Source organism: Rheinheimera sp. EpRS3 (assembly GCF_001513785.1).
Lineage (GTDB): Bacteria > Pseudomonadota > Gammaproteobacteria > Enterobacterales > Alteromonadaceae > Alishewanella.
Map to the genome: position 1 here is coordinate 671,204 of NZ_LNQS01000008.1, position 23,147 is coordinate 694,350.

Sequence of the window (23,147 nt, forward strand, 5' to 3'; positions counted from 1 at the left end):
ATAAAAAAGGCGCCCAGTATAGCGGCTTTAGTCGGTACTGCTGGTTTGATCACTGCTGATATCAGCGCCGGGGTTAACCAGCACTTCATCAATGCGCTGCAAGCCTCGCGGTAATTTATTACCACGCCGGCCACGCTCACCATGGTAATGCGCTAAATCGTCTGCTTTTAACCCCAATTTACGCTTACCGGCCACTAAGGTTACGCTGCCATCTGCCGGCACTATTGCCAGTTGGCAAACATACTCTTCACGGCTGGCGGCACGGGCAGAGGGTATCGACATCAACTTGTTGCCTTTACCTTTACTTAATTTAGGTAAGTCGGCTACCGGGAACACCAGCATACGGCCTTCGTTAGAGATACACAGCACCAAATCAGTTTCAGGTTGTTTTACCACTAACGGCGGCAGCACTTTGGCCCCCACCGGCAAACTTAATACCGCTTTACCGGCTTTATTACGGCTGAGTAAATCACTGTATTCGGCGACAAAACCATAGCCGGCATCAGAGGCCAGTAATAACGCCTGTTTTTCCTCACCCAGCAACACATGATCAAAACTCTCGCCTGCCACTACAGCAAAGCGGCCACTTAATGGCTCGCCCTGGCCACGGGCAGAGGGCAGCTCGTGCGCTTCGGTGGCAAAACTACGGCCAGATGAGTCTATAAATACCGCCAGCTGATTTGAACGGCCACTGGCCAACGCTTTAAAGGCATCACCGGCTTTGTAACTTAACGCATTGCCATCGACATCGTGGCCTTTGGCGCAGCGCACCCAGCCTTTTTCCGACAACACTACGGTAACCGGCTCACTGGGCAGCAGCTCTTTTTCGCTTAATGCTTTGGCTTCGCCGCGCATAACTATCGGGCTGCGCCGCTCATCACCGTATTTTTCAGCATCGGCTAACAGCTCATCGCGAATCAGTTTGGTCAGCTTTTTCTCAGAGCCTAAAATGCCTTGTAGTTTGTCACGCTCTTTGGCCAGCTCATCCTGCTCGCCACGGATTTTCATTTCTTCCAGTTTAGCCAAATGGCGTAACTTCAGCTCTAAAATGGCTTCGGCCTGGCGTTCAGTTACGCCAAAAAAGGCGATCAGTTCGGCTTTAGGATCATCAAAGGTGCGGATAATACGGATCACATCATCAATATTTAAGAAGGCAATTAATAAACCTTCCAATACGTGCATGCGATCCAGCACTTTATCCAGCCGGTACTGCAAACGCCGGCGCACGGTGTCACGGCGGAATGTTAACCATTCAGTCAGAATTTCCAGCAGGTTTTTTACCCGTGGTCGCTGGTCCAGGCCAAGAATATTAATATTAACCCGGTAGCTTTTTTCCAGATCAGTGGTAGCGAACAGATGCTGCATTAGCTGCTCAACATCAATGCGGTTTGAGCGCGGTACTATCACAATGCGGGTCGGGTTTTCATGATCCGACTCATCGCGCAAGTCGCTGACCATTGGCAGTTTTTTCGCCTGCATCTGCGCGGCTATCTGTTCCAGCACCTTAGAGCCGGACGTTTGATGCGGCAATGCGGTAATAACAATATCGCCATCTTCCTGGCTGTATACGGCACGCATTTTTACGCTACCACGGCCGGTTTCATAAATGGCTGCCAGCTCATGCGCCGGGCTGATAATTTCGGCATCGGTCGGGTAGTCCGGGCCTTTTACATATTGCATTAAATCGGTCACGCTGCTTTGCGGGTTATCCAACAGGGCCGCACAGGCATGCGCCACTTCACGCGCATTATGTGGCGGTATGTCAGTAGCCATACCCACAGCAATACCGGTAATGCCGTTAAGTAATATGTGCGGCAAGCGCGCCGGTAATACTTTTGGCTCTTCCAGCGTGCCGTCAAAGTTGGGCAGCCAGTCGGTTGTGCCGGCGCCCAGCTCAGACAAAAGTACTTCCGAGAAGCGCGATAATTTGGCTTCGGTGTAACGCATAGCCGCAAAAGATTTCGGATCGTCCGGTGCACCCCAGTTACCCTGACCATCTACCAGCGGGTAACGGTAAGAAAACGGCTGCGCCATTAACACCATGGCTTCGTAACAAGCGCTGTCGCCATGCGGGTGAAACTTACCCAAGACGTCACCGACCGTACGGGCCGATTTTTTATATTTGGCCAGATGCGATAAACCCAGCTCAGACATAGCATAAATAATACGCCGCTGTACCGGTTTTAGCCCATCACCAATATGCGGCAGCGCCCGGTCCATAATGACGTACATAGAGTAATTTAAGTAGGCTTCTTCGGTAAAACGACGCAGTGGTAACTGCTCAATACCATCATGTGAAATTACGGTTTCTGTCATAGCTTATCCTGTCTGCTCCGGGGCATTGTTGCCTGCAGAGCGGTTTTTCGCTTTATGCCGGTTTAGTTGCCACAGCAATAAAATCAGTAGTATTACGGTTGAACAGCCCAGAATACTGAGCCACAGCAGTTGTACCTGGCGCTCGCGCTCAGCCTGGCTTATCCGCAGCGCTTTTAGTTCATTGTCCTGCACCAGCAAGCGGTTGCGTTGCTGCTGTTGCTCGTGATCAAAACTAAGCCGCATCTGCTCTATCGCCAGCTCGTTTTCTTTGTTGCGCACATCCTGAAACAGTAAAACAAAATCGTGCAGCTGCCGGTAAGCCCGGTCAAACTGGCCCTGCTCGGCCTGCAGCTCGGCTTTTAGGTACATAATGCTAAGCCGGATTGGGCTGTCATCTTCAACCCCTTCGCCGTTAAGGCTTTGCTCAGATAACATTAACTGCTGCATAGCCAGCGAACTTTGCTTTAATTTTTGATAAATAAGCGCTTTTTCGTAGTAGTGGGTAGACAAGTGTGCGGTGGATTGCAACTGCGGCAGATATTCCTCTGCTTTGGCAATATAGCTTAACGCCGCATCACCACTATTACTCTGGCTACTGGTGATCGCCAGACCAAGATAAGCATGATACAAATTAACCATGTCTTGCGACTGCTGGCTTTTTTGCAGCATTTTATTGTAGTTTTGTAGTGATAACTCGTATTGCTCTAAAAAACCGTAGGTACGGGCCAGATTAAACAACACGGTGATTTGATTTTTCTGCCAGCCCAGCTGTTCATATAATGCCAGCGCGGTTTCCAGTAACGCTATACCGTCTTTCTCATAAGCCAGCGAAGCATAAAGCAACCCCAGTTCGGCGTTAACCTCAGCCAGCACCTCTGTATCGTCCAGCCGCTGCGCACGCTGATAGGTATCTTTTAACAATGCCAGCGCCTGCTGATTCTGATTCCGGTTGCTAAACACCGCAGCCTGGTTAATCTGGCCGAGTAAAATCAGCCTTTCATCATCCAGCAAGGTTGCCAGTGCTATACCCTGCTCGTAATGCTGCAAAGCACTAACGTCGTCGGCCTGCATTTCTCTGGCAAAACCCAGCGCATATAACAGCTCTACTTTCGACAGTGATTGCAACTCGCCTAACAACGCCAGCCCCTGCTCTGCCGCTTGTTGCTGTTCCTGATGCCGCCCCAGGGCAGCAAACAGTGCGGCTTGTTCGGCGTACCACTGTGCCTGCAGCGGCTCTGGCAAACCTTGCAAATCGGCTTGGTGCTGCTGCAGTAACGCCAGCATCTGCTCTGGCTGTTGCCGTTTCTGCTCAACAACTTGCTGCAGCCAGGCAGGGAGCTGTGCACCATACAAGCCCTGACTAAACAACAGAGCACTGCCAAGAAATATTACTGTAATGTGTTTTGTCACCGTTATAGCGCCTTATTATTGTTACAGCAGCCTACACAGTAATGGCGGCTTTATCGCCTTTTAATTCCAACCAGTCGCGCCGATCTGTAGCGCGTTTTTTCGCCAGCAACATATCCATCAGCTCCATCGTTTGTGCCACATCATCTATAGTAAGCTGCACTAAACGCCGGGTATTCGGGTCCATGGTGGTTTCACGCAACTGCAACGGGTTCATTTCACCCAAACCTTTAAAGCGCTGAACGTTAACCTTGCCACGCTTTTTCTCGGCTTCTATCCGATCCAACACGCCATTTTTCTCATCTTCGTCCAGCGCATAATACACATCTTTGCCGATATCAATACGGTAAAGCGGTGGCATGGCGACATAAACGTGACCTGCCGCTACCAGGCTGCTGAAGTGGCGCATAAACAAGGCGCATAATAGGGTGGCAATGTGTAAACCGTCTGAGTCGGCGTCGGCTAAAATACAAATTTTGCCGTACCTTAGCGCGGTTAAATCGGCACTGTCCGGGTCCATGCCTATAGCAACAGAGATATCATGAACTTCCTGCGATGCCAGGATCTGGCCCGATTCTACTTCCCAGGTATTAAGAATTTTACCACGTAGCGGCATGACCGCCTGAAACTGCCGATCGCGTGCTTGCTTGGCACTACCACCGGCCGAGTCACCCTCTACCAGAAACAACTCGGTACGGTTAAGATCCTGTGCGGAGCAATCTGCCAGCTTGCCGGGTAAGGCCGGGCCAGAAGTAATCTTTTTGCGCACCACCTTTTTTGCCGCTTTTAGCCGCTTTTGCGCGTTGTTAATACAAAAATCGGCCAGGCTCTCGGCAATATCAGTGTGCTCGTTCAGCCATAAGCTAAAGGCATCTTTAACAATACCCGATACAAAAGCCACCGACTGGCGCGACGACAAACGCTCTTTGGTTTGGCCTGCAAACTGTGGGTCTTGCATTTTCAGCGACAAAATGTAGGCACAACGATCCCAGATATCTTCCGGCGACAGCTTAATACCGCGCGGCAACAGGTTACGAAACTCGCAAAACTCGCGCAACGCTTCAAGCAAGCCCTGGCGTAAACCGTTAACATGGGTGCCGCCCTGGGCTGTAGGAATAAGGTTTACATAGCTTTCGGTTACCAGCTCGCCACCTTCAGGCAACCACAACATCGCCCACTCCACCGCTTCGGTGCTGGCACTAAAACTGCCGGTAAACGGCTGCTCTGGCAGACAGATATAGTCTTTTACCGATTCGGCCAGATAATCTTTAATACCGTTCTGATAACACCACTGATATTGCTGCTGGTTTACTTTGTCATCAAAGCTCACCGTTAAACCAGGGCATAATACCGCCTTTGCTTTTAGCACATGCAGCATGCGGCTGACGGAAAACTTTGGCGAGTCAAAGTAAGAAGGTGTGGGCCAAAACCGCACCCGGCTGCCGGTGTTACGCTTACCTACAGTACCGGTAATGCTGAGCTCGGATACTTTATTACCATGCTCAAACGCCATTTCATAAATATTGCCATCACGACGCACAGTCACGTCTACCCGGCTGGACAATGCATTAACTACTGAAATACCTACACCGTGTAAACCACCGGAGAATTGATAGTTCTTATTGGAGAATTTACCACCGGCATGCAGGCGGCAGAAAATCAGCTCTACGCCGGTAACGCCTTCTTCCGGGTGAATATCCACCGGCATACCACGGCCGTTATCTATTACTTCCAGCGACTGATCGTCATGCAGTATCACCTGCACGGTATCGGCATGGCCTGCCAATGCTTCGTCGACACTGTTATCAATAACTTCCTGGCCAAGATGATTAGGCCGGGTGGTGTCGGTATACATTCCGGGGCGACGCTGCACGGGTTCAAGCCCGGTCAGCACTTCAATCGAATCGGCGTTGTACTGTTGTGATGTCATAGTCTCGGTCACTGGCTGATAGGATTAAGCGCGTTTTACGCGAGTTGGCAAAAATTGGCAATAGTCGTAAGCTGCGCGGCATAGCCGACATAACTGTGATCGCCACCTTCGCTCAGTTTTATTTCGGCGCCCTGATAGTAATCAAGCGCTAAGCGGTAATCTAACACTTCATCACCGCTTTGCAACAGCACCAGGTAATTCTGCGGTTGCTGTAACGTCACCGGCATTAATTGCTCCAGTGCGGCCATATGTGCCGTTGTTACATCATAATGCTGCTGCAGTACCGGATGATAATAGCGACCCAAATGCTGATTTAATACAGTGTGCGGTGCCACCGCCGGGTTAATCAGGCAGGCGCGGCAATGAATTTGCTCGGCAACGCAGGTAGCCAGAAAGCCCCCCAACGAACTGCCAATTAACGCCACATCACGCTGCTGACCAATATGTTGCTGAATAAGCGCCAGTGCGGCTGCTGGTTCATAGGGTAAATCCAGCGCGCTAAAATCGGTGTGCGGGTAATGCTGCTGAAAAAATGCTTTAGTCTGTACCGCTTTATCTGACAAGGAAGAGCTGGCAAAACCATGTAAATACACTACTTTTTTGTTCATTTTTACGTCTTCGCGGTTAAATCCAGTTGGCGGAACTGCCAGCGTACATCGCCTGTAGCAGAAAAAAACCAGTCACACCACTGTGGCCCGCCATTTACGGTTTGCCAGTCGGGCGTTGGTAAAAACTGCACTGAGCTGGCCGGACAGCCAACAATATCAATATCATGCTCACGGCGCTGATAAGCATAGTGCGCATGGCCATGGGCAATGCCTCTAATACGTGGCTGTGCCGCTATGGCCTGCCACAAACCGGTTTGATCTAACTGGCCGTGTTTATCAATAAAGCAGTTAAGCGGCCGCGGGTGATGATGACAAAATAGCCAAAGCGCCTGCGCACTACTTTGCTGGCATTGCTCTGCCAGCCAAAGCTGCTGCTCGGGTGGAAAAACACCGGCCGGAGTCGGCCCCTTGGTATTAAGCATCAGCAACTGCCACTGCGCCAGTTGCAGGCTGCGCTCGGGCCGAAACGGTGCTTGCTGGCATAATGCATCCAGTGCCGCTATGTCATCATGATTGCCAGGCAAACAAAACACCGGGCAACTTAGTGGCGCCAGCAGTTGAGCCAGCAGTTGATAAGATGCGGCGCTGTGATCCTGAGTAAGGTCGCCGGTTAGCAGCACGGCATCGGGTTGTTCTGCTATCAGTGTATCGACAATAGCTGCCAGATGCACGGCAGGTTGTATTTGCTGATAGGTATCATCAAAGGCTGCCAGCAAATGGCAGTCGCTAAGCTGAGCAATATGGTATGCAGATTTCGGGCTAAAGCGGTACTGCATCAGGCGAACGCTAACTCGCGGTTTATATAGCCCTGACCGGCACATAGCTTTAACCAGTCGCGCAGCAGCAGGTTAATCTGGCGTTTTTCGTCCGGTAGCAGCATATCCAGATTAGGATAATCGTAACGGGCTTTAAAACCACTGATCTGCTGACAGGCCAGCACTTCGGCTACCCGCGCATCATGGTAAAGCCGCACCACAAAGCTGGGGCGAAAGTAAAACTCGCGCTCATCTGTCAGCTCAATGTGCAATGTGGTGGTAAAGCGCGCCACTTCCGTCACGCTTATGCGGTAACTATGCTGCTCTGATACCTGAATTACCGTAGCCTGGCCAGTTTTTGCATCCTCAGCCAGATAGCGGTTCAACTGGGCGTAGTTGCGTTCGCACAGTGCCAGAAAATCCGGTAATTTTGGTACATATTTCTGGCGTTTAAACCACACACTAGCCTCCCCAGGCTTGTTTTACTTTGTCCAGATTAAGTGCCAGCCATTGCAGCGCAATGACACTGGCAGCATTATCAATTTTTTGCTCAGCCAACAGTTGCATTGCTACGGTGCGCGGCACCACATGCACTTTAATATCTTCATGCTCTTCTGCCAGGCCAAAAACACCCGCTTGTACCGGCTGCGTAATGCGGCCTAAAAACAATTGAATACGTTCGGTAGTACCACCCGGGCTGGATAAGTAGCTAAGCATAGGCCAAAGTTCGTCAATTGTTAACCCTGCTTCTTCCTGGGCTTCACGTTTTGCTACCTGCTCGGCACTCTCGCCGGGCTCAATCATACCGGCAACCGCCTCCAGCAGCCAGGGGCTGTGGCTACTGGCTGCAGCACCGGCACGAATTTGCTCAATTAATACCAACTCATCCGTTTGGGCATTGTAAGGCAACACCACAACGGCATGGCCGCGCTCAAATATTTCACGCACAATAGGCCCGCTCCAGCTGCCATTAAACAACTTGTGACGTAAGGTGTAACGTTCTAAGCGGAAGAAACCCTGAAAAACCGTGGTTTTGTCGAGAATCTCCAGATCCTGATGGCCAAATGAAGGATACTGGCCAGAGTTGAATTTAGACATGACTGCACTCACATTCTGTTACACTCTTGCGTGTAACTTTACGGTTTAATGATTACTTAGTTTACAGTAACAGAGTATTATTCGTGCAGTTTCCTTTTAGTTGGCCAGGATTGGTAAAAATGAAAAAAACCTTAATAAGCACCTTGTTAGCCTCCACTTTCGGTTTGTTCAGCCTGCATATCGCTGCAGCGGACCTGCAGGAAATTTATCAGTTAGCCACGCAAAAAGACCCGCAGCTATTAAAAGCGGTAGCAACCCGCGATGCCGCACGCGAAGCAATCGATGTCACTAAAGCCAATTTGCTGCCGCAGGTAAATCTGACTGCAGGCTACAATCGGAATTGGACAGAGAACACTGACTTTGATACTGAATCTAATACCTTAATCGTTTTTGATAGAGAAACGAAAGGCTGGAATGCCGAAGTGGGTTTACAACAGTCGCTGTTTGACTGGACCAACTGGAAAAACCTGAACACCGCCGAAAAGCGCGCGTTGCAAAGCCAGACTAATCTGGATGCAGCATCACAAGAGCTGATAGTACGGGTGTCTCAAGCCTATTTTAATGTACTAAAGGCACTTGATGATTTAGGTTTTGCCGAGGCAGAAAAACGTTCTATCGAGCGCCAACTGGAACAAACTAAGCAGCGTTTTGCCGTTGGGTTAACCGCGATTACGGATGTACATGAAGCCCAGGCGCAGTTTGACAGCGCAGTAGCACGTGAAATTACCGCACAAAATGGACTGGAAACCGCCCGCGAAGTGTTGCGCGAAATTACCGGCCAGTATCACCCCGAACTGGCAACACTGAATACCGATAAATTTTCTACCCAGTCGCCTTCTCCGGCTACTGCTGATGCCTGGGTAAAATTGGCCGAAGAAAAAAACCTGGCCTTAAAAGCCAATAAATTGGCGTTGGAAATTGCAGAAAATGATATTGAGATCGCCAGCGCCGGGCACTATCCGACATTGGGCTTAACCGGAGCGTACAGCACCAACGACAATGAAAGCAAAAATACTATTTCCGGCGTCTCAACTACCACAAACCTCCCCCGGCTGGACACCAAAACTATTGGCCTGAACCTGCGCGTGCCGTTGTACAGCGGTGGTGGCACTACTGCACAAACTGAAGTTGCCCGGGCTAACTATGTTGCCGCCGGGCAGGATCTGGAACTGAGCTACCGCACCGCGGTGCGTCAGGTACGCAGCTCCTTTAATGACATTAATGCCAATATTGCCACCATTCGCGCACTGGAGCAGGCGGTAATCTCAGCAGAAAGTGCATTAAACGCTACTGAAGCTGGTTTCGAAGTTGGTACCCGTACTATTGTTGATGTACTGCAAAGTACCCGTAACCTGTTTGAAGCGCGCCGTAACCTATCAGGCGCACGCTACAACTATGTCATTGCTATCCTTACATTAAAGCAAGCAGCGGGTAACCTGTCAGAACAAGATCTGCAAGGTATTAACCAGGCTCTTACTAACTAATCTGATCCAGGTTCACCGCACCTGCGGTGAACCTCTTACCAATTTCCACTGTTCCCTCCGTCATTTTTCGTTACAATAGCGCATTATTTTTTGTTGAGGATACGGCGTGGTTCAGGCCCCCAAATTTAACTGGCGTTTTTTACTACCGCAGTACTGGCTTATCTGGTCAGGTGCAGCCTTGTTATGGCTGCTTAGCTGGTTACCTTACCGGCTGTTAATGGTTTTGGGTTCAGGCTTTGGCCGCGTGATGTATAAAGTGCTGAAATCCCGCCGTAAGGTGGCACTGCGCAATATTGAATTGTGCTTCCCTCAGATGCCTGCAAGTGAGCAACAAGCACTGGTAAAACAAAATTTTACTGAAACCGGCCGAGCTCTGTTTGATACTGTTATTGGCTGGTGGTGGCCACAGTGGCGGATCCGCCGCATTGCCCACTTTAAGGGTTACGAGCATATCGCTGCCGCGCGGGCTGAAGGTAAAGGCGTGCTATTACTTGCCCCCCATGTACTGCACCTGGAAGGTGTATGCCGGGCTTTTGGCCTGACCCACCCCAGTATTGGTTTTTACCGGCCCCATAATAACCCCTTGCTGGATTACCTGACGTACCACGGCCGTAGCAAAAGCAATAAATACATGATAGGCAAACGTGATGTAAAAGGCCTGATCCGGGCGCTGAATCAGGGTGAAGTGTGCTTTTACCTGCCGGATCAAGACTATGGCCGCACCAAGGCCGAATTTGTGCCGTTTTTTGCCGTTAAAGAGACGGCATCAACCACCGGTACCTTACTATTTGCCAATGTCGCCAACTGTGCTGTAATACCGGTCATTACCCGTCGCCTGCCTGGCAGCCAGGGTTATGAAATAGAAGTACAACCAAAGCTGGCCCCGTTTCCAACCGGTGATGACAAAGCAGATGTGACACGGGTAAACCAATGGGTAGAGCAGGTGGTGCTGCGTGCACCTGAGCAGTATATGTGGTTACACCGGCGCTTTAAAACCCGGCCGGATCCTGACGCACCGTCATTGTATAAAGGAAGCTGAATTATGTGGTTCTGGTTTCGTAGTATAGTGTTGCTGCTGGTTTTAGGTAGCCTCGGCTATTTTTTGATGACCAAACCAGATTTCTTTATCCGTAAAGATTCTGTTAATCAGGCGGCCGACGGTTTCAGCCAGTTTTACAGTAAAATCCGTGGTTCTATTGCCGATGGCGCCAGAGAATTATCTAAATTCAAGTTAGACCTGCCCGACACCAGCGATAAATTGTCATTACAGTTACAACAACGCGCTAAAGTGGTGGTACCGGGTGTGCCTAACTGGCGCGGCCAGGTGATTGACCGCCGGTTTCGTGAAGGCGATACCGTTAAAACCAAGCTAGCCGAATATGCCAGAGCTGAGAACATAGAGTTATTCTGGACGCTGCCACGCGACTATGTGGTAAAGCAGTATTTTCAGGTCGATAGCAGCCTGATTGATACCGTGTATCAGGTAGCGCAGGCAATAGCACCGGATTTTCATTCACCGGTAATCAGCTTTTACTGCCCGCGTGAACGTGCTGCCGTTATTACCGATAAAACCAATGAGTACCTTACTGAGTACTGCATCCCTGCCAATACCAAACCTAAGACTGACTAAACAACTGCCGCCAGCTTTGCTCTACCACTTGCTTTGCCTGCGTCAGGCTGTCTTGCTCTGGCAACTTCGCCGGAGCCAGCGTCTGGCGATGGCCGGCACCACGCAGTAACTGATAAGCCTGCTGCAACTCCTGCACTTGTTGCGGTTGTAATAAACCGCAGTCTGCTGCGGCATCCAGAATGCGGATATTGTCACTGTAGCGATATAATTGCGCGTGCTCAGCGGCATACCCCAGCACCAGATACTGGCTGATAAACTCCAGGTCAACAATACCACCGGTGCTGTGTTTCGGATCTGACGTTGCCACACCATGGTGCTGGCGCAGCTTTTCACGCATCTGTAACACTTCGTCACGCAATGTAGCCAGATCGCGTGGCTGGCTTATTATCTGCTGGCGGATATGTTCAAACCGCTGACGTATCGTGGCGCTGCCATAAATGGCCCGCGCCCGCACCAGCGCCTGATGTTCCCAGGTCCAAGCCTCCTGCTGCATATACTCAGCGTAAGTTTGAATATGGATCGCCAGTAACCCTGAGTTCCCGGATGGCCGCAGCCGGGTATCTATGTCATATAACACGCCACTGTTGGTGCGGGTAGTACACAAGTGCAGCACCCGTTGTACCAGTTTTAAATAAAACTGCCGTGAATCAATAGCCCGCTCACCCGACGTAGGCTGCTGTGTATCACACTGGTGCACAAACACCAGATCCAGATCCGAACCATAGCCCAGCTCCAGCCCGCCCAATTTGCCGTAGGCAATGACAGCAAAGCCTTTATCGCCTTCAGCCAGACCTGCTGGCACACCATAACGTTCGGTCATCTGCTGCCAGGCCAGCTCTACTACCTGCGCCAGCAACACTTCAGCCAGCCAGGTCAGATGATCGCTGACTTTCATCAGCGGCAGCACGCCGCTGATATCAGCCGCAGCAATACGTAATTGCTGTGCTTGCTTGTACTGGCGTAATGTTTCCATTAACAGCTCCAGATCATCAGACGGCACCCGCAGCATATGCTGGCGCAGCCGGTCCTGATAATCAGCTTGAGTAGCAATCTGGTATAGCTGTGCCGGATCGATCAGTTCGTCCAGCAGCATGGGGTAACGCGATAAATGCTCTGCCAGCCAGCCACTCTGGGTGCATAACAACACCAGTTGCTGCAGCGCTGCGGGGTTTTCAAACAGCAGCTCAAGGTAGGCGGTGCGGGTAACAATCTGGCGAAATACACCTAATACCCGGCTTAGCACCGTTGGCGACGATTGTTGCTGTTGCAGCATATGCAGCAACAGTGGAACAAGTTTGGCCAGAAAATCGCGGCCGCGCGGGCCGACACTGCGTTTTTGGCAATCCTGTTTAAATTGCTGCAGCTGGTTAATCAGTTCGGTAGCATCGGGCGCCGTTAACCATTCCAATTGAGTAGCAAGTTCTTCTGCCGGCTGTTCACTGTCCCAGATCAGCCGGCCCAGAGTAATTTCCTGCTGCTCCAGCTCTTCGCCGTTATCAATAACCAGCTTAAATTGCTGGTGCACTCTGGCCATTGCCGTGTCAATTTGTTGTTGCAGTTGAGCCCAGTTATCTAACCCTAACGACACTAACAGCTGAGCTTGCGCCAGCTCATCTTGTGGTAAGGTTTGGGTTTGCTGATCATCAATACCCTGCAACGCCTGTTCTACAGTGCGTAGCAGCAGATAATCGTCTTGCAGCTCTGTGACCTGTTGCCAGGTTAATACGTCTTCATCTGCCAGCACCGGCAGAGCCTTTAATAAGGCCGGTTGTTGCATCGCCGGTATCCGGCCGCCGCGGATTAACTGCAGCGTTTGGACAATAAACTCAACTTCGCGGATGCCACCCACGCCCAGCTTAATATTGTTGCGTCGGTTCAGCCGGCGGTTTTCCTGCTCAATTTGCTGTTTCATCCGCCGCAGCGATTCAATAGCAGAAAAATCGATATAACGCCGGTAAATAAACGGCTTAAGCAACTGCTGCAGCTCGGTACTGTGATAGCCGTCGGGGTTAAGGATGCGGGCTTTTAACATGGCGTAGCGCTCCCATTCGCGCCCCTGCTCCTGATAATAATCTTCCATGGCGGCAAAGCTCAGCACCAGCGGGCCGCTGTCGCCAAATGGCCGCAGCCGCATATCAACCCGGTAAACAAAGCCATCGGCTGTTACCTGATGCAAAGCGGCGATCAATTTTTGCCCCAGCCGGGTAAAAAACTGCTGGTTTTCACAGCTGCGCCGCCCACCCGACGTTTCACCATTAGCCGGATAGGTAAAAATAAGATCAATATCAGACGAAAAGTTCAGCTCAGCACCACCCAGCTTCCCCATGCCCAACACCAGCAACGGCATAGCATTACCGTGTTCATCCTTTGGTGTACCCCACTGCGTGCTCAGCTGCTGATAGGCCCAGTGGTAAGCGGCATTAATTAACGTATCGGCCAGTTGTGATACTAACTGCAGGCTACGGGTAACGGTTTGCAGTTTCAGCATATCCGCAGCAAGAATGCGGCATAGCTGTGCATTACGGCAACGGCGCAGTGCGGCAAAAGCAGCGGCATCATCCAATGTCTGCTCTTCTGGCAGTGCCACCACCGGCTGCTGCAATGTTTGCAGCAGCAAAGTGCTGTCGGTCAGCTCGGCCAGCAGTGCCGGTTGTTGTTGCAAAGTTCGGCCAATAAAGCTGCTGCCACTTATTAACCGGCGCAGTACAGCCTGCGAGTCTGCACTAATATTGTCCAGCGCAAACCGGCTTAACGTCTGTTCAAGATAACTTTGCAACACCGCTTCCGTCACAGCCATAGCTCTCCCGCCTTACGCACTTTGATACAAATATTCAGACACAGCCAGTAGCAACTCATTATAACGGCGCCAGCCAAACACCTTGTCGTCCTGCAATACGGCGCTGGCCAGAGCCGCAGCTTCTGTGGAGAAGTGCTGCAGTTGTGCTTGCTCAGATAACGATAACGCCAAAGCGGCTAAAGCCTGGCTAGCCATATTAAGTGCTGTCGCCTGCTGTGTTTGGCCATAGCACGCCTCCGCCTGTTGCAGTGCACGGATTTGTGCCAGCACGGTGTTGCCAGAGTGCTGTGGTAAAACCAGCGTTTGCTGAGCGCGCAGGCCATATCCCCGTGCAGCTTTACTCTGCCAGCCGGTGCGCAGTGGCAACTGTTGTAACAAGGTTTTGGCCAGCGCAAATAACTGCAATGCATTACCTTTAATCAGCTCCAGCTCCAGCTCGGCAATGGGCTGGCTGTGGCTGCCAGCACGAATTTCACCCTGATCATACGCCAGTTCAACCTCGCTGCCATCGACACAGCGCAGCAACCAGCTCTGACGGACAAAATCAGTACGGAATAACTCTGTCAGTTGCTGCTGTAGTTGCGGTACATCAGCCTGTGCTGGCCAGATTTCTGCCGGGAAAGCATCCAGCTTTGGTACAACGCCCTCGCAGGGAACATTATATTCCGGTCGCATTTGCATAGCGCCGTGCTGGCTACCTGCTAACTTAATGGTTTGTTCATAACGCCCCTGCTTTAACCGGCTACGCAGCCCCATATCATGGCGGCGAAACCAGTTGTCGGCAGTATCAAAATAGGCATTTAATAAGGCGTTATGCTCGCTATGCTGCAGTTCTCCCAGCTGTGGAATTAACTGCACCAAACTGCGCAGCCCAGTGGCTGGCAGCAGATACTTCAGCTCAAGTTCAGTACTCATTGGTTACTCTGTACGTCGCACTGACGGCCGGGGGCCGCACAGCTGCTTTTAACCCTTGTCAATTGCAGCACAACTCCCTATCATCCAAGATATTGGCTGCAAAGCGGTTTCATTTAAATAAGCTCAGGATACCTATGTTCAGATTAATTAAAAGCACCCTGCTGGTATTATTTTCAGCCTGGTTGCTGGCTCTTTCAGCTCAAGCCAGTGCGCAAGACAGTTCTAAACCCGCCTTTATCAGTGATGCCTTATTTGTATTTTTGCATTCTGGCCCTAACAACCAGTACCGTATTATCGGCACCGTCAATGCCGGCCAAAGCGTAACCTTTTTGCAAGAAGACAGCGACACCGGCTACGCTGAAATTCAGGTTGACGGCAAAACCGGCTGGCTACCGAAAGAACACGTTACTTATACGCCGGGGCTGGTTACACAGTTGGAAAACCTCAAAGCAGAATATGCCCAGCATAACGAAACAGTGAACGCGCTGGAGCAGCAACGCGATCAGTTAAACAGCCAGCTCAACGAAGCGGTAGCCGAACGGCAAAAAGCAGTAGAGCAACTGGAGCAGGCAAACCGCGCTTACGAGCAACTGAAAGTACAGCTGGAAAACACTCAGGGCTCTATCTGGGAAAAACCAATGATTCTGGGTTCACTGATCCTGCTGGCAGGGTTAATTTTCGGCTTGCTGCTACCACTATTAATGCCTAAACGCCGCAATAGCGAGCGCTGGTAACCTATACTATTTCAGCCCGCCAACGGCGGGCTGTCTGTTGTCTTCAGTGGTAAACCACTATCACTTTTTACCTGCTCTATCACCACATAGGTATGCGTTTGCGCCACACCGGGTAAATCAACAATTAGTGATAATATGCTGCGATACGCATCCATATTGGGCAGCCGTAACTTCAGCAGATAATCAAAGCCACCAGCCACCATATGGCATTCGGCCACCTGCGGAATTTGCACTACCGCATCGCGGAATTTATCAAACACCTCACTGGTGGTTCTATCCAGCGTAACCTGAATAAAAGCGGCTGTGCCAAAACCTAACCTGGCAGCGTTTAATCTGGCACCAAAGCCATCAATATAGCCTTCTTTTTCCAGCCGCTTAACCCTGTCAATACAAGGGCTAGCGCTTAAATTAACCTTTTTGGCCAAATCAACATTAGCAATACGGCCGTCACGCTGCAGCGTATCCAGAATGCTGATATCTATCCGGTCCAGCCCTTTACTTTTTACAGGTGTACTCATGGCAGCAATTTTTCTGGTTTTAATTAACAATGGCAGAATTATATAGGGTTAAAGCAGAAAAATAACCACCCTATGCGGCAGACTTTTCACTAGAATGCCGCATTCTCAAATCTTGTCAGGAAGCTAACTGCCATGTTGTATAACGGTTCCCTGGTTGCCACCCAACCGCTGCGTCAAACTATTCGTGATTTCTATCGTGCCGATGAAGATAAAGTATTGGATTATCTGCTGCCGTTGGCCGACATTGGCGTAAATGCCCGCAGCCGGGCCTGGGAACGTGCGCGCCAGTTAGTGCTGACTATCCGCCAGGCTCAGGTAGGCAAAGGTGGCGTCGATGCGCTGCTAAACGAGTTTTCGTTATCTACCGAAGAAGGCCTGGTGCTGATGTGTCTGGCCGAAGCGCTGCTGCGTGTGCCGGATAAGACCACGGCCGACCGCCTTATCCGCGACAAATTATCACAAGGTGACTGGAGCTCGCATTTGGGCAACAGCAGTTCGTTGTTTGTTAACGCATCGGCCTGGGGCTTGCTGCTTACCGGCAAACTGGTGAACTACTCTGACGAGCAGAAAAAACAACAATTTGGCTTATTAAAACGCACCTGTGGCCGCCTTGGCGAGCCGGTGATCCGCCAGGCGGTGCGTTATGCTATGCAGATAATGGGCGCGCAGTTTGTTATGGGCACCACTATCGGCGCAGCGCTGGAACGTGCCGCAGAAATGGAAGCTAAAGGCTTTCGTTATTCTTACGATATGCTGGGCGAAGGCGCCCGCACCATGGCCGATGCTAACCGCTACTTCGACAGTTATATGCGGGCTATTGATACCATAGGTAAAGCTGCCAAAGGCCGCGGCCCGTTTAACAGCCCCGGTATCTCGGTAAAGCTGTCGGCTATACACCCGCGCTATGAATTCAGCCACCGTGACCGTGTTATTGAAGAGTTAGTGCCACGGGTAAAACAGCTGGCACTGGCGGCTAAAGCCTATGATATCGGCTTTACCATTGATGCAGAAGAAGCCGACCGGCTGGACATTTCGCTGGATATTATTGCAGCAGTATTCAGTGATCCAGCGCTGGATGGCTGGGAAGGTTTTGGCCTGGCAGTGCAGGCTTACCAAAAGCGCGGTATCCATGTCATTGAATGGCTACGCGATTTAACGGTAAAAGTTGGCCGCAAAATGATGGTACGACTGGTTAAAGGTGCCTACTGGGATACTGAAATTAAACTCAGCCAGTTAGAAGGCTTTAGCGACTTCCCGGTATTTAGCCGTAAACCCTCTACCGATGTGTCTTATCAGGCCTGTGCGAAAAAAATGCTCAGCTACCGCGACAGCATTTATCCACAATTTGCTACCCATAATGCCTACACCGTAGCCACTATTATGGAGATGACCAAAGACTACAGCGGTTTTGAATTTCAGCGCCTGCACGGCATGGGCGATGCGCTGTACGACGAAATAGTGATTAAAGACAAGATCCCGTGCCGTATTTATGCACCGGTGGGCGAGCACTCCGACTTACTGGCTTATTTAGTGCGTCGCTTGCTGGAAAACGGCGCCAACAGCTCCTTTGTTAACAACATTATTGATGAAACCATTCCGGTAGAATCGCTGCTAAGCGACGCGGTAGAAACGGTGCGCGGCTGGAAGCAAAAACGTAATCAGCAAATACCGCTGCCAGCCAACTTATACGGCAACGAGCGCAGAAACTCTAACGGCCTGGATTTAACCGATATTGATCAGCTCGAACCGGTAAAAGCAGCCATGGCGCAGTGGTTTGAATCGGTTAAACAGATCCCGGTGCAACACGACGCTGTGCCGGTAACTAATCCGGCTCAGCTGGATGAAACCATTGGCTACCTGCAATATGCCGACAAAGACAAAATGCAGCAAATACTGGCCAATGCTGAAACGGCCTTTCATCGCTGGTCAACCACCGCCATTACCGAGCGTGCCGCCCTGCTGCGCCGTATTGGCGATGCCCTCGAAACACACCGTAACGAACTGCTGGCACTTTGCGTAAAAGAAGCCGGCAAAACTCTGGGCGACAGTGTGGCGGAAGTGCGCGAAGCTATCGATTTCTGCCGTTATTACGCCGCCCGTGCTGAAGAGCTGTTTGCCCAGCCCGAGCAAGCCCGTGGTGTATTTTTATGTATCAGCCCGTGGAACTTCCCGCTGGCCATTTTCTTAGGCCAGGTTGCCGCAGCCATTGTGGTTGGTAATACCGTAGTAGCTAAACCGGCCGAACAAACCAGTTTAATTGCCGTACGTACTTTAGACATTATGCGCCAGTGCGGCATGCCAGAGCATGTAGTACAGCTGGTTATCGCGCCAGGCAGCCAGGTGGGCCAGCACATAGTGCCAGACAGTCGTATTCAGGGCGTGATGTTTACCGGCTCTACTGAAACCGGCTGCTGGATAGCACGTAAACTGGCTGAGCGTGGTGGCGAACCGGTGCCGCTGATTGCCGAAACCGGTGGCCAGAACTGTATGATCGTGGACTCAACGGCTCTGCCGGAGCAGGTAGTAGACGATGTGATTTCTTCCGGCTTCCAAAGTGCCGGTCAGCGCTGCTCTGCGCTGCGGGTGCTGTTTTTACAGGAAGATGTAGCCGATAAGATTATCACCATGCTAAAAGGTGCAATGGCAGAACTGCATGTGGGCGACCCTATGTGGCTTAGTACCGATTTAGGTCCGGTTATTGATGCCAAAGCACATGAGCGCTTAAACAGCCATGTGCAGTATTTAGCCGACAAAGCCACATTACATTATGAGTGCACTATTCCGACAGGCGATCGTCACTATTTCTTTGCGCCGCGCCTGTATGAGATCAGCGACTTAACCGTACTGGAACGCGAAGTATTTGGCCCGGTAGTGCACATTATCCGCTTTAAAGCCGACGAAGTTGATAACATTATTAACCAGATCAACGCGACCGGTTATGGCCTGACAATGGGCGTACACAGCCGAATTGAGCAATTTACTAACCGGGTTGCCCGCGATATTAAAGCCGGCAATATCTATGTAAACCGTAATATGATAGGTGCTGTTGTTGGCGTGCAACCCTTTGGTGGCCGTGGCTTATCCGGTACCGGCCCTAAAGCGGGTGGCCCGTTATATTTAACCCGGCTGGTTAAAGACAATACTGATGTCAGCTGTGCACAACTAAGCGAGCAAAAGCAACAAAGCCTGTTAAGCGAAACAACCAGTAGCGCCGTAGCTTACGCTATGCCATCAGCGGCGATGGCACAACAACAGTGGGCTTTGCTGAACATTAACCAGCGCACCTCGGTACTGCGCCAGTTTTTGGCGTCACTGGCATCTAATACCGTAGTAAACAAGCTCGAGCCAGATTTAGAACAAGTACTGACACTGGCCCAGCAAAAGCTAAAACGGGTTGAGCGTGACCTGCAAAAACCTATTGCCCTGCCCGGCCCTACCGGCGAAAGCAATATACTGGTACTGGACCCACGCGGCATTCTGGCGCTGGTACGGGATGAAACCAGCTCGTTCAGCCACTGGTTGCTCGCAATCATTACGGCGTTGGCATCAGGTAATGCCGTGGTTACTGCCGTAGAAGAAGCCGATCTGGCCGAAGCTGAAGCCTGTATTAAAGCCTTACTGCAAGCCGGTTTGCCACAGCATCTGCTGGCGGTAGTGCGGTTAGATTGTCTGACTACCTTATTGGCGCATCCTGATCTGGCGGGCGCGATGGTTGAAGTCAGCAGTGCAGTAAAACCTTTATGTGCCGCCCTGCTGGCCAGCCGTGCCGGGGCGATACTGCCGCTGATCACAGCCCCTGCCGGACAACGCTTATTGCAGCGCCTGGTTACCGAAAAAACTATTACCATCAACACCACAGCTGCTGGCGGTAATGCGTCGCTGATGACAATGGCAGACAACATCGGCTAACTGTTACAGTTTGTCACAACGATAAAGCCCGCATCTGCGGGCTTTATGCTATGTTATACCTTGTGCTATCGCGATATTATGACAAATCATCTCGTTGTTAATTTATAGTTAAGGTTAATTAAGGTAAAATAGCAGGCTGGGCTCAGGGGAAGTTTTTGGACTACACAATAGATGGCATATCAGGAAGTTAATATATCTGATTTACAACCGGGCAGTTATGTTGTGCAGGTATTACAACAGTCGGGTGATATTGTCGTCAAACATGCAGGTTGGGTTCGCACCAGACAAGCGATAGAAATATTGCGCAAGAAAGGCGTTAAAGTAGTACTGATCGATCCAGACAAAGCCATAACCACCGAAGCACCTACAGCACCTGCCGAGCCCATTACCCCAGCAGAAGAACTCCCCCCACGGGTACTATTTGCCGATGAATGGCCAAGAGCAGAAAAAACCCTGCTGCAAACCCAGCGCGTACAACGCCAAATGCTGGACGCCGTGCGTAGCGACAACAATATTGATCTGACACTGGTGCATGAAGTCAGTGCCGGGCTGGCAGAATCTATAAGCCGGAATCAGGATGTATTGCTCTGCCTTAACCGCATAGCAGAGCAAAGTGATAGTTTGTTGCAACACAGTATCAGCTGCGCTGTGTATATGGCCGCTTTTGCGCGCTATCTGAATTTACCGTCACATAAAGTGCAGTCGCTAATAACGGCGGCCTTATTACATGATATAGGTAAAGCTATCGGCCCGGATTATCTGCAAATGGCAGATCATCTGGCAATTCCGGCCAGTTTAAATGCGCTGCAAAAAACAGCCAAACTGGCTGGCGAAGTGTCGTTGTGGATCAGCCAGCATTGTGCCCACCTGGATGGCAGCGGCGTGCCTAAAATTGCCACACGGCAAATAGAAAAAGGCAGCCGGATGCTGGCAATAGTGAATTCTTACGAGAAACTGACCGCATCACTGGCACCTAAACTCGGCCCACTGGCAGCGTCCCGCCAGTTGCTGGAGCGCACACCACATCAGCTGGATGCCGAACTGCTGCAACTGTTTATTAAATGTATTGGTATTTACCCACCGGGATCGGTAGTGAAACTGAGCAGCGGCAAGCTGGCGCTGGTGCTGGAAAATAACGCCAAAAAGCCACTGTTACCCAAGGTTAAAGTGTTTTACCACAGTGTGCACCAACACCATATTCCGCCTAAAATCCTCGACTTATCACGCCAGCAGGAAGAGCAGATAGACAGCTGCGTTGATCTGAAAAAATTCGGCCTGGATGTAAAAAACTATATCTGAATCAGCCCGCTGGCCATTCAGTTAACGCCGCCATACTGAATAACTGCGTACCCAGTTCCATTAGCACATACTGTGGGGTAATTTCTTTAATCCGGATATCCGCGGTTACCCACTGCCCTTCCTGCAAGGTTTTACCATTCACTTTTACCCAGCGCTGGCTGACAGTGGTGGCATATACGTGGGCATCAAAGCGCAGTGGTGGAATTTGCTGCTGTAGCTGTATATCCAGGCTGTTTATATCGGTAGCAGGGGCGTTGTGGCTGCGCAGTGTGCTGGTGTTTGAGCTGGTATTTTCTGTCGCTTTTAACGCTGAGGCAAATTTATCCCGCAGCTCACCGGATATTTCCGCTTCAGGCTTGGCCGCTGGCTCAGGTTCAGGTTTAACCAGTGGCTGTGACTCTGCCGCTGCAGTACCTGCTGTCAGGGTTTTCACCTCAGGCAACGTAGTAAACTGCTCTTGTACCGGCTGTGGCGGTGGTTTTATGGCCTGGGTAATTTTGCTGTCAATAACCGTTGCGGCTGCGCTGGCAGCGGCTTTATTGTCTGCCTCGCTCAGTGCAGCAAAAATATTAACAGGCTGCGCCGGGCTAACCGGTTCAACCACAACAGGTTCAGCCTTGACTGGCAGCTTAAACCAGTATGCGGCAGCAGCACCCACACACCCGGCCAATAATAATGCCAATATTAACGCCAACTTACGCCAAAAAGCACCGCTGTCAGCAGCAACGGGCGCCTGCTGGTTTTGCTGTTTCAATGCTTCCATTAAAATTGACATACGCTTCTCTACTTCACTTTATTGGCTTTGCAGCAACGGCATAATAATCAGTGCCAGGCTAAAGCCCAGCACTATAGCGCAAACGCCCAACACAGGCCAGAACCAGCGTGGTAATGCGGCTTTGGTTACTTGATCTGATAGGGGCAAAATTTCACCGGCTGCGCGGCTTACCAGCTTATCGCTGACGATAGCCTGCTGCTGGCTAAATGCCCCCAGCAGTGCTCTGTCTGCCATCAGGTTAACTAAGCGTGGTATACCGCCACTTAACTGATACAAGCGCTTCACCGCCCCATCGCTAAATACCGGCCGGCTGCAACCGGCAACCTGCAGGCGGAACTTCAGATAATGCCTGACTTCATCCAGGTTTAGTGGCAACAAGTGATAGCGCGCAGTAATACGCTGCGCCAACTGGCGCAAATCATTACGCTTTAACAACTGCTGCAGCTCAGGCTGGCCAATTAAAATCACCTGCAGCAATTTACGGGTATTGGTTTCCAGGTTGGTCAGCAGTCGCAGTTGCTCCAACACTGCCGGTTGCAGATGCTGGGCTTCATCGATAATCAGCAGTGTGTGTTTACCGGCTTCGTGGTTTTTCAGCAGGCGGGCTTTTATTTTATCGCCCAGCAGTTTTAAACTGGCATCAGATTTTTTATAGCGGATTTTCAGCTCATCACAAATTGCCGCCAGCAACTCCAGTTCCGATAAAGTAGGGTTTAAAATAAAGGCCACTTCGGCACGTTCATCCAGTTCTTGCAATAAACAGCGCGATACCGTGGTTTTGCCGGTGCCGACTTCACCGGTAAGCAAGACAAAACCACCGGCTTCGCCTAAACCAAAACGCAAATGCGCTAAAGCTTCGGCATGGCGTGGGCTTAAATACATAAAGTCCGGGTTAGGGGCAATTGAAAACGGGGCACTGGTTAAGCCGAAAAATCCGGTATACATACTGCTTCCTGCTGGTTAGGGCGCTGC

18 protein-coding genes are annotated in these 23,147 nt (G+C 50.9%); 6 read left to right on the forward strand and 12 right to left on the reverse strand.

Features of this window, described 5'->3' with window-relative positions:
- Nucleotides 1–27 precede the first annotated feature (27 nt).
- From parC to nudF, 7 genes are read right to left on the reverse strand one after another with little or no spacing between them, the layout of a single operon-like run.
- Entirely contained in the window at nt 28–2,316 is a 2,289-nt protein-coding gene (gene parC, locus AR688_RS11635) for a DNA topoisomerase IV subunit A (RefSeq protein WP_068233607.1), read from the reverse strand.
- A gap of 3 nt (nt 2,317–2,319) precedes the next feature.
- Complete coding sequence (locus tag AR688_RS11640) at nt 2,320–3,726, reverse strand: tetratricopeptide repeat protein (RefSeq protein ID WP_156420286.1); 1,407 nt, start codon at nt 3,724–3,726, stop codon at nt 2,320–2,322.
- Between the two features lie 31 nt (nt 3,727–3,757).
- The gene (gene parE / locus AR688_RS11645) at nt 3,758–5,653 is read right to left on the reverse strand and encodes a DNA topoisomerase IV subunit B (RefSeq protein WP_068233611.1); all 1,896 of its coding nucleotides are present in this window, start codon (nt 5,651–5,653) and stop codon (nt 3,758–3,760) included.
- A 35-nt stretch (nt 5,654–5,688) separates the two neighbouring features.
- Nucleotides 5,689–6,261 (reverse strand): YqiA/YcfP family alpha/beta fold hydrolase, encoded by a 573-nt coding sequence (locus tag AR688_RS11650; protein WP_068233613.1) that lies wholly within the window; start codon nt 6,259–6,261, stop codon nt 5,689–5,691.
- Between the two features lie 2 nt (nt 6,262–6,263).
- Nucleotides 6,264–7,037 carry a metallophosphoesterase family protein gene (locus AR688_RS11655; RefSeq protein ID WP_068233615.1) on the reverse strand — a complete coding sequence of 258 codons (774 nt, stop codon included), beginning with the start codon at nt 7,035–7,037 and terminating at the stop codon, nt 6,264–6,266.
- A complete protein-coding gene (locus tag AR688_RS11660) occupies nt 7,037–7,477 on the reverse strand; it encodes a DUF1249 domain-containing protein (protein WP_197412208.1) in 441 nt (146 codons plus the stop codon). Before AR688_RS11660 ends, AR688_RS11655 begins: the two co-directional genes overlap by 1 nt.
- 1 nt (nt 7,478) lies before the next feature.
- Nucleotides 7,479–8,114 carry an ADP-ribose diphosphatase gene (nudF, locus tag AR688_RS11665; protein WP_068233618.1) on the reverse strand — a complete coding sequence of 212 codons (636 nt, stop codon included), beginning with the start codon at nt 8,112–8,114 and terminating at the stop codon, nt 7,479–7,481.
- Between the two features lie 119 nt (nt 8,115–8,233).
- Here nudF and tolC point away from each other — a divergent pair, with 119 nt between their 5' ends.
- From tolC to AR688_RS11680, 3 genes are all read left to right on the forward strand, one after another.
- A complete protein-coding gene (gene tolC / locus AR688_RS11670; protein ID WP_068233621.1) occupies nt 8,234–9,598 on the forward strand; it encodes an outer membrane channel protein TolC in 1,365 nt (454 codons plus the stop codon).
- Between the two features lie 106 nt (nt 9,599–9,704).
- Nucleotides 9,705–10,637, forward strand: coding sequence for an LpxL/LpxP family Kdo(2)-lipid IV(A) lauroyl/palmitoleoyl acyltransferase (gene lpxL, locus AR688_RS11675; protein WP_068233622.1), 933 nt, complete (start codon nt 9,705–9,707; stop codon nt 10,635–10,637).
- 3 nt (nt 10,638–10,640) lie between these two features.
- Complete coding sequence (locus tag AR688_RS11680; protein WP_068233623.1) at nt 10,641–11,228, forward strand: TcpQ domain-containing protein; 588 nt, start codon at nt 10,641–10,643, stop codon at nt 11,226–11,228.
- On the opposite strand, the gene glnE is transcribed toward AR688_RS11680, so the two are convergent.
- Both glnE and AR688_RS11690 read right to left on the reverse strand, forming a co-directional pair.
- Nucleotides 11,215–14,025, reverse strand: a complete 2,811-nt coding sequence (glnE, locus tag AR688_RS11685; protein ID WP_068233624.1) for a bifunctional [glutamate--ammonia ligase]-adenylyl-L-tyrosine phosphorylase/[glutamate--ammonia-ligase] adenylyltransferase — start codon at nt 14,023–14,025, stop codon at nt 11,215–11,217. The two genes, AR688_RS11680 and glnE, sit on opposite strands and share 14 nt — an antisense overlap.
- Nucleotides 14,026–14,037: 12 nt before the next feature.
- On the reverse strand, nt 14,038–14,940 hold the full coding sequence (locus AR688_RS11690; RefSeq protein WP_068233626.1) for a CYTH domain-containing protein: 903 nt from the start codon (nt 14,938–14,940) through the stop codon (nt 14,038–14,040).
- Between the two features lie 134 nt (nt 14,941–15,074).
- Here AR688_RS11690 and AR688_RS11695 point away from each other — a divergent pair, with 134 nt between their 5' ends.
- On the forward strand, nt 15,075–15,674 hold the full coding sequence (locus AR688_RS11695; RefSeq protein ID WP_068233629.1) for a TIGR04211 family SH3 domain-containing protein: 600 nt from the start codon (nt 15,075–15,077) through the stop codon (nt 15,672–15,674).
- A gap of 11 nt (nt 15,675–15,685) precedes the next feature.
- On the opposite strand, the gene AR688_RS11700 is transcribed toward AR688_RS11695, so the two are convergent.
- Nucleotides 15,686–16,192 carry an Lrp/AsnC ligand binding domain-containing protein gene (locus AR688_RS11700; protein ID WP_068234177.1) on the reverse strand — a complete coding sequence of 169 codons (507 nt, stop codon included), beginning with the start codon at nt 16,190–16,192 and terminating at the stop codon, nt 15,686–15,688.
- 132 nt (nt 16,193–16,324) lie between these two features.
- Between AR688_RS11700 and putA the strand changes: the two genes are divergently transcribed.
- Both putA and AR688_RS11710 read left to right on the forward strand, forming a co-directional pair.
- On the forward strand, nt 16,325–20,101 hold the full coding sequence (gene putA / locus AR688_RS11705; RefSeq protein WP_068233631.1) for a bifunctional proline dehydrogenase/L-glutamate gamma-semialdehyde dehydrogenase PutA: 3,777 nt from the start codon (nt 16,325–16,327) through the stop codon (nt 20,099–20,101).
- A 171-nt stretch (nt 20,102–20,272) separates the two neighbouring features.
- A complete protein-coding gene (locus tag AR688_RS11710) occupies nt 20,273–21,400 on the forward strand; it encodes an HD-GYP domain-containing protein (RefSeq protein ID WP_068233633.1) in 1,128 nt (375 codons plus the stop codon).
- A gap of 1 nt (nt 21,401) precedes the next feature.
- On the opposite strand, the gene AR688_RS11715 is transcribed toward AR688_RS11710, so the two are convergent.
- Entirely contained in the window at nt 21,402–22,175 is a 774-nt protein-coding gene (locus AR688_RS11715) for a general secretion pathway protein GspB (RefSeq protein ID WP_068233636.1), read from the reverse strand.
- An 18-nt stretch (nt 22,176–22,193) separates the two neighbouring features.
- Nucleotides 22,194–23,120, reverse strand: a complete 927-nt coding sequence (locus AR688_RS11720) for an ExeA family protein (protein ID WP_068233638.1) — start codon at nt 23,118–23,120, stop codon at nt 22,194–22,196.
- Nucleotides 23,121–23,147: the final 27 nt, after the last annotated feature.

Bases quoted from the DNA above. Each gene is read 5' to 3' on its own strand.
- AR688_RS11715 (WP_068233636.1), bottom strand. From the start codon at position 22,175: ATGTCAATTTTAATGGAAGCATTGAAACAGCAAAACCAGCAGGCGCCC.
- AR688_RS11655 (WP_068233615.1), bottom strand. From the start codon at position 7,037: ATGCAGTACCGCTTTAGCCCGAAATCTGCATACCATATTGCTCAGCTT.
- tolC (WP_068233621.1), top strand. From the start codon at position 8,234: ATGAAAAAAACCTTAATAAGCACCTTGTTAGCCTCCACTTTCGGTTTG.
- nudF (WP_068233618.1), bottom strand. From the start codon at position 8,114: ATGTCTAAATTCAACTCTGGCCAGTATCCTTCATTTGGCCATCAGGAT.
- AR688_RS11720 (WP_068233638.1), bottom strand. From the start codon at position 23,120: ATGTATACCGGATTTTTCGGCTTAACCAGTGCCCCGTTTTCAATTGCC.
- AR688_RS11690 (WP_068233626.1), bottom strand. From the start codon at position 14,940: ATGAGTACTGAACTTGAGCTGAAGTATCTGCTGCCAGCCACTGGGCTG.
- AR688_RS11695 (WP_068233629.1), top strand. From the start codon at position 15,075: ATGTTCAGATTAATTAAAAGCACCCTGCTGGTATTATTTTCAGCCTGG.
- parE (WP_068233611.1), bottom strand. From the start codon at position 5,653: ATGACATCACAACAGTACAACGCCGATTCGATTGAAGTGCTGACCGGG.
- AR688_RS11650 (WP_068233613.1), bottom strand. From the start codon at position 6,261: ATGAACAAAAAAGTAGTGTATTTACATGGTTTTGCCAGCTCTTCCTTG.
- parC (WP_068233607.1), bottom strand. From the start codon at position 2,316: ATGACAGAAACCGTAATTTCACATGATGGTATTGAGCAGTTACCACTG.
- AR688_RS11680 (WP_068233623.1), top strand. From the start codon at position 10,641: ATGTGGTTCTGGTTTCGTAGTATAGTGTTGCTGCTGGTTTTAGGTAGC.
- putA (WP_068233631.1), top strand. From the start codon at position 16,325: ATGTTGTATAACGGTTCCCTGGTTGCCACCCAACCGCTGCGTCAAACT.
- glnE (WP_068233624.1), bottom strand. From the start codon at position 14,025: ATGGCTGTGACGGAAGCGGTGTTGCAAAGTTATCTTGAACAGACGTTA.
- AR688_RS11700 (WP_068234177.1), bottom strand. From the start codon at position 16,192: ATGAGTACACCTGTAAAAAGTAAAGGGCTGGACCGGATAGATATCAGC.
- AR688_RS11710 (WP_068233633.1), top strand. From the start codon at position 20,273: ATGGCATATCAGGAAGTTAATATATCTGATTTACAACCGGGCAGTTAT.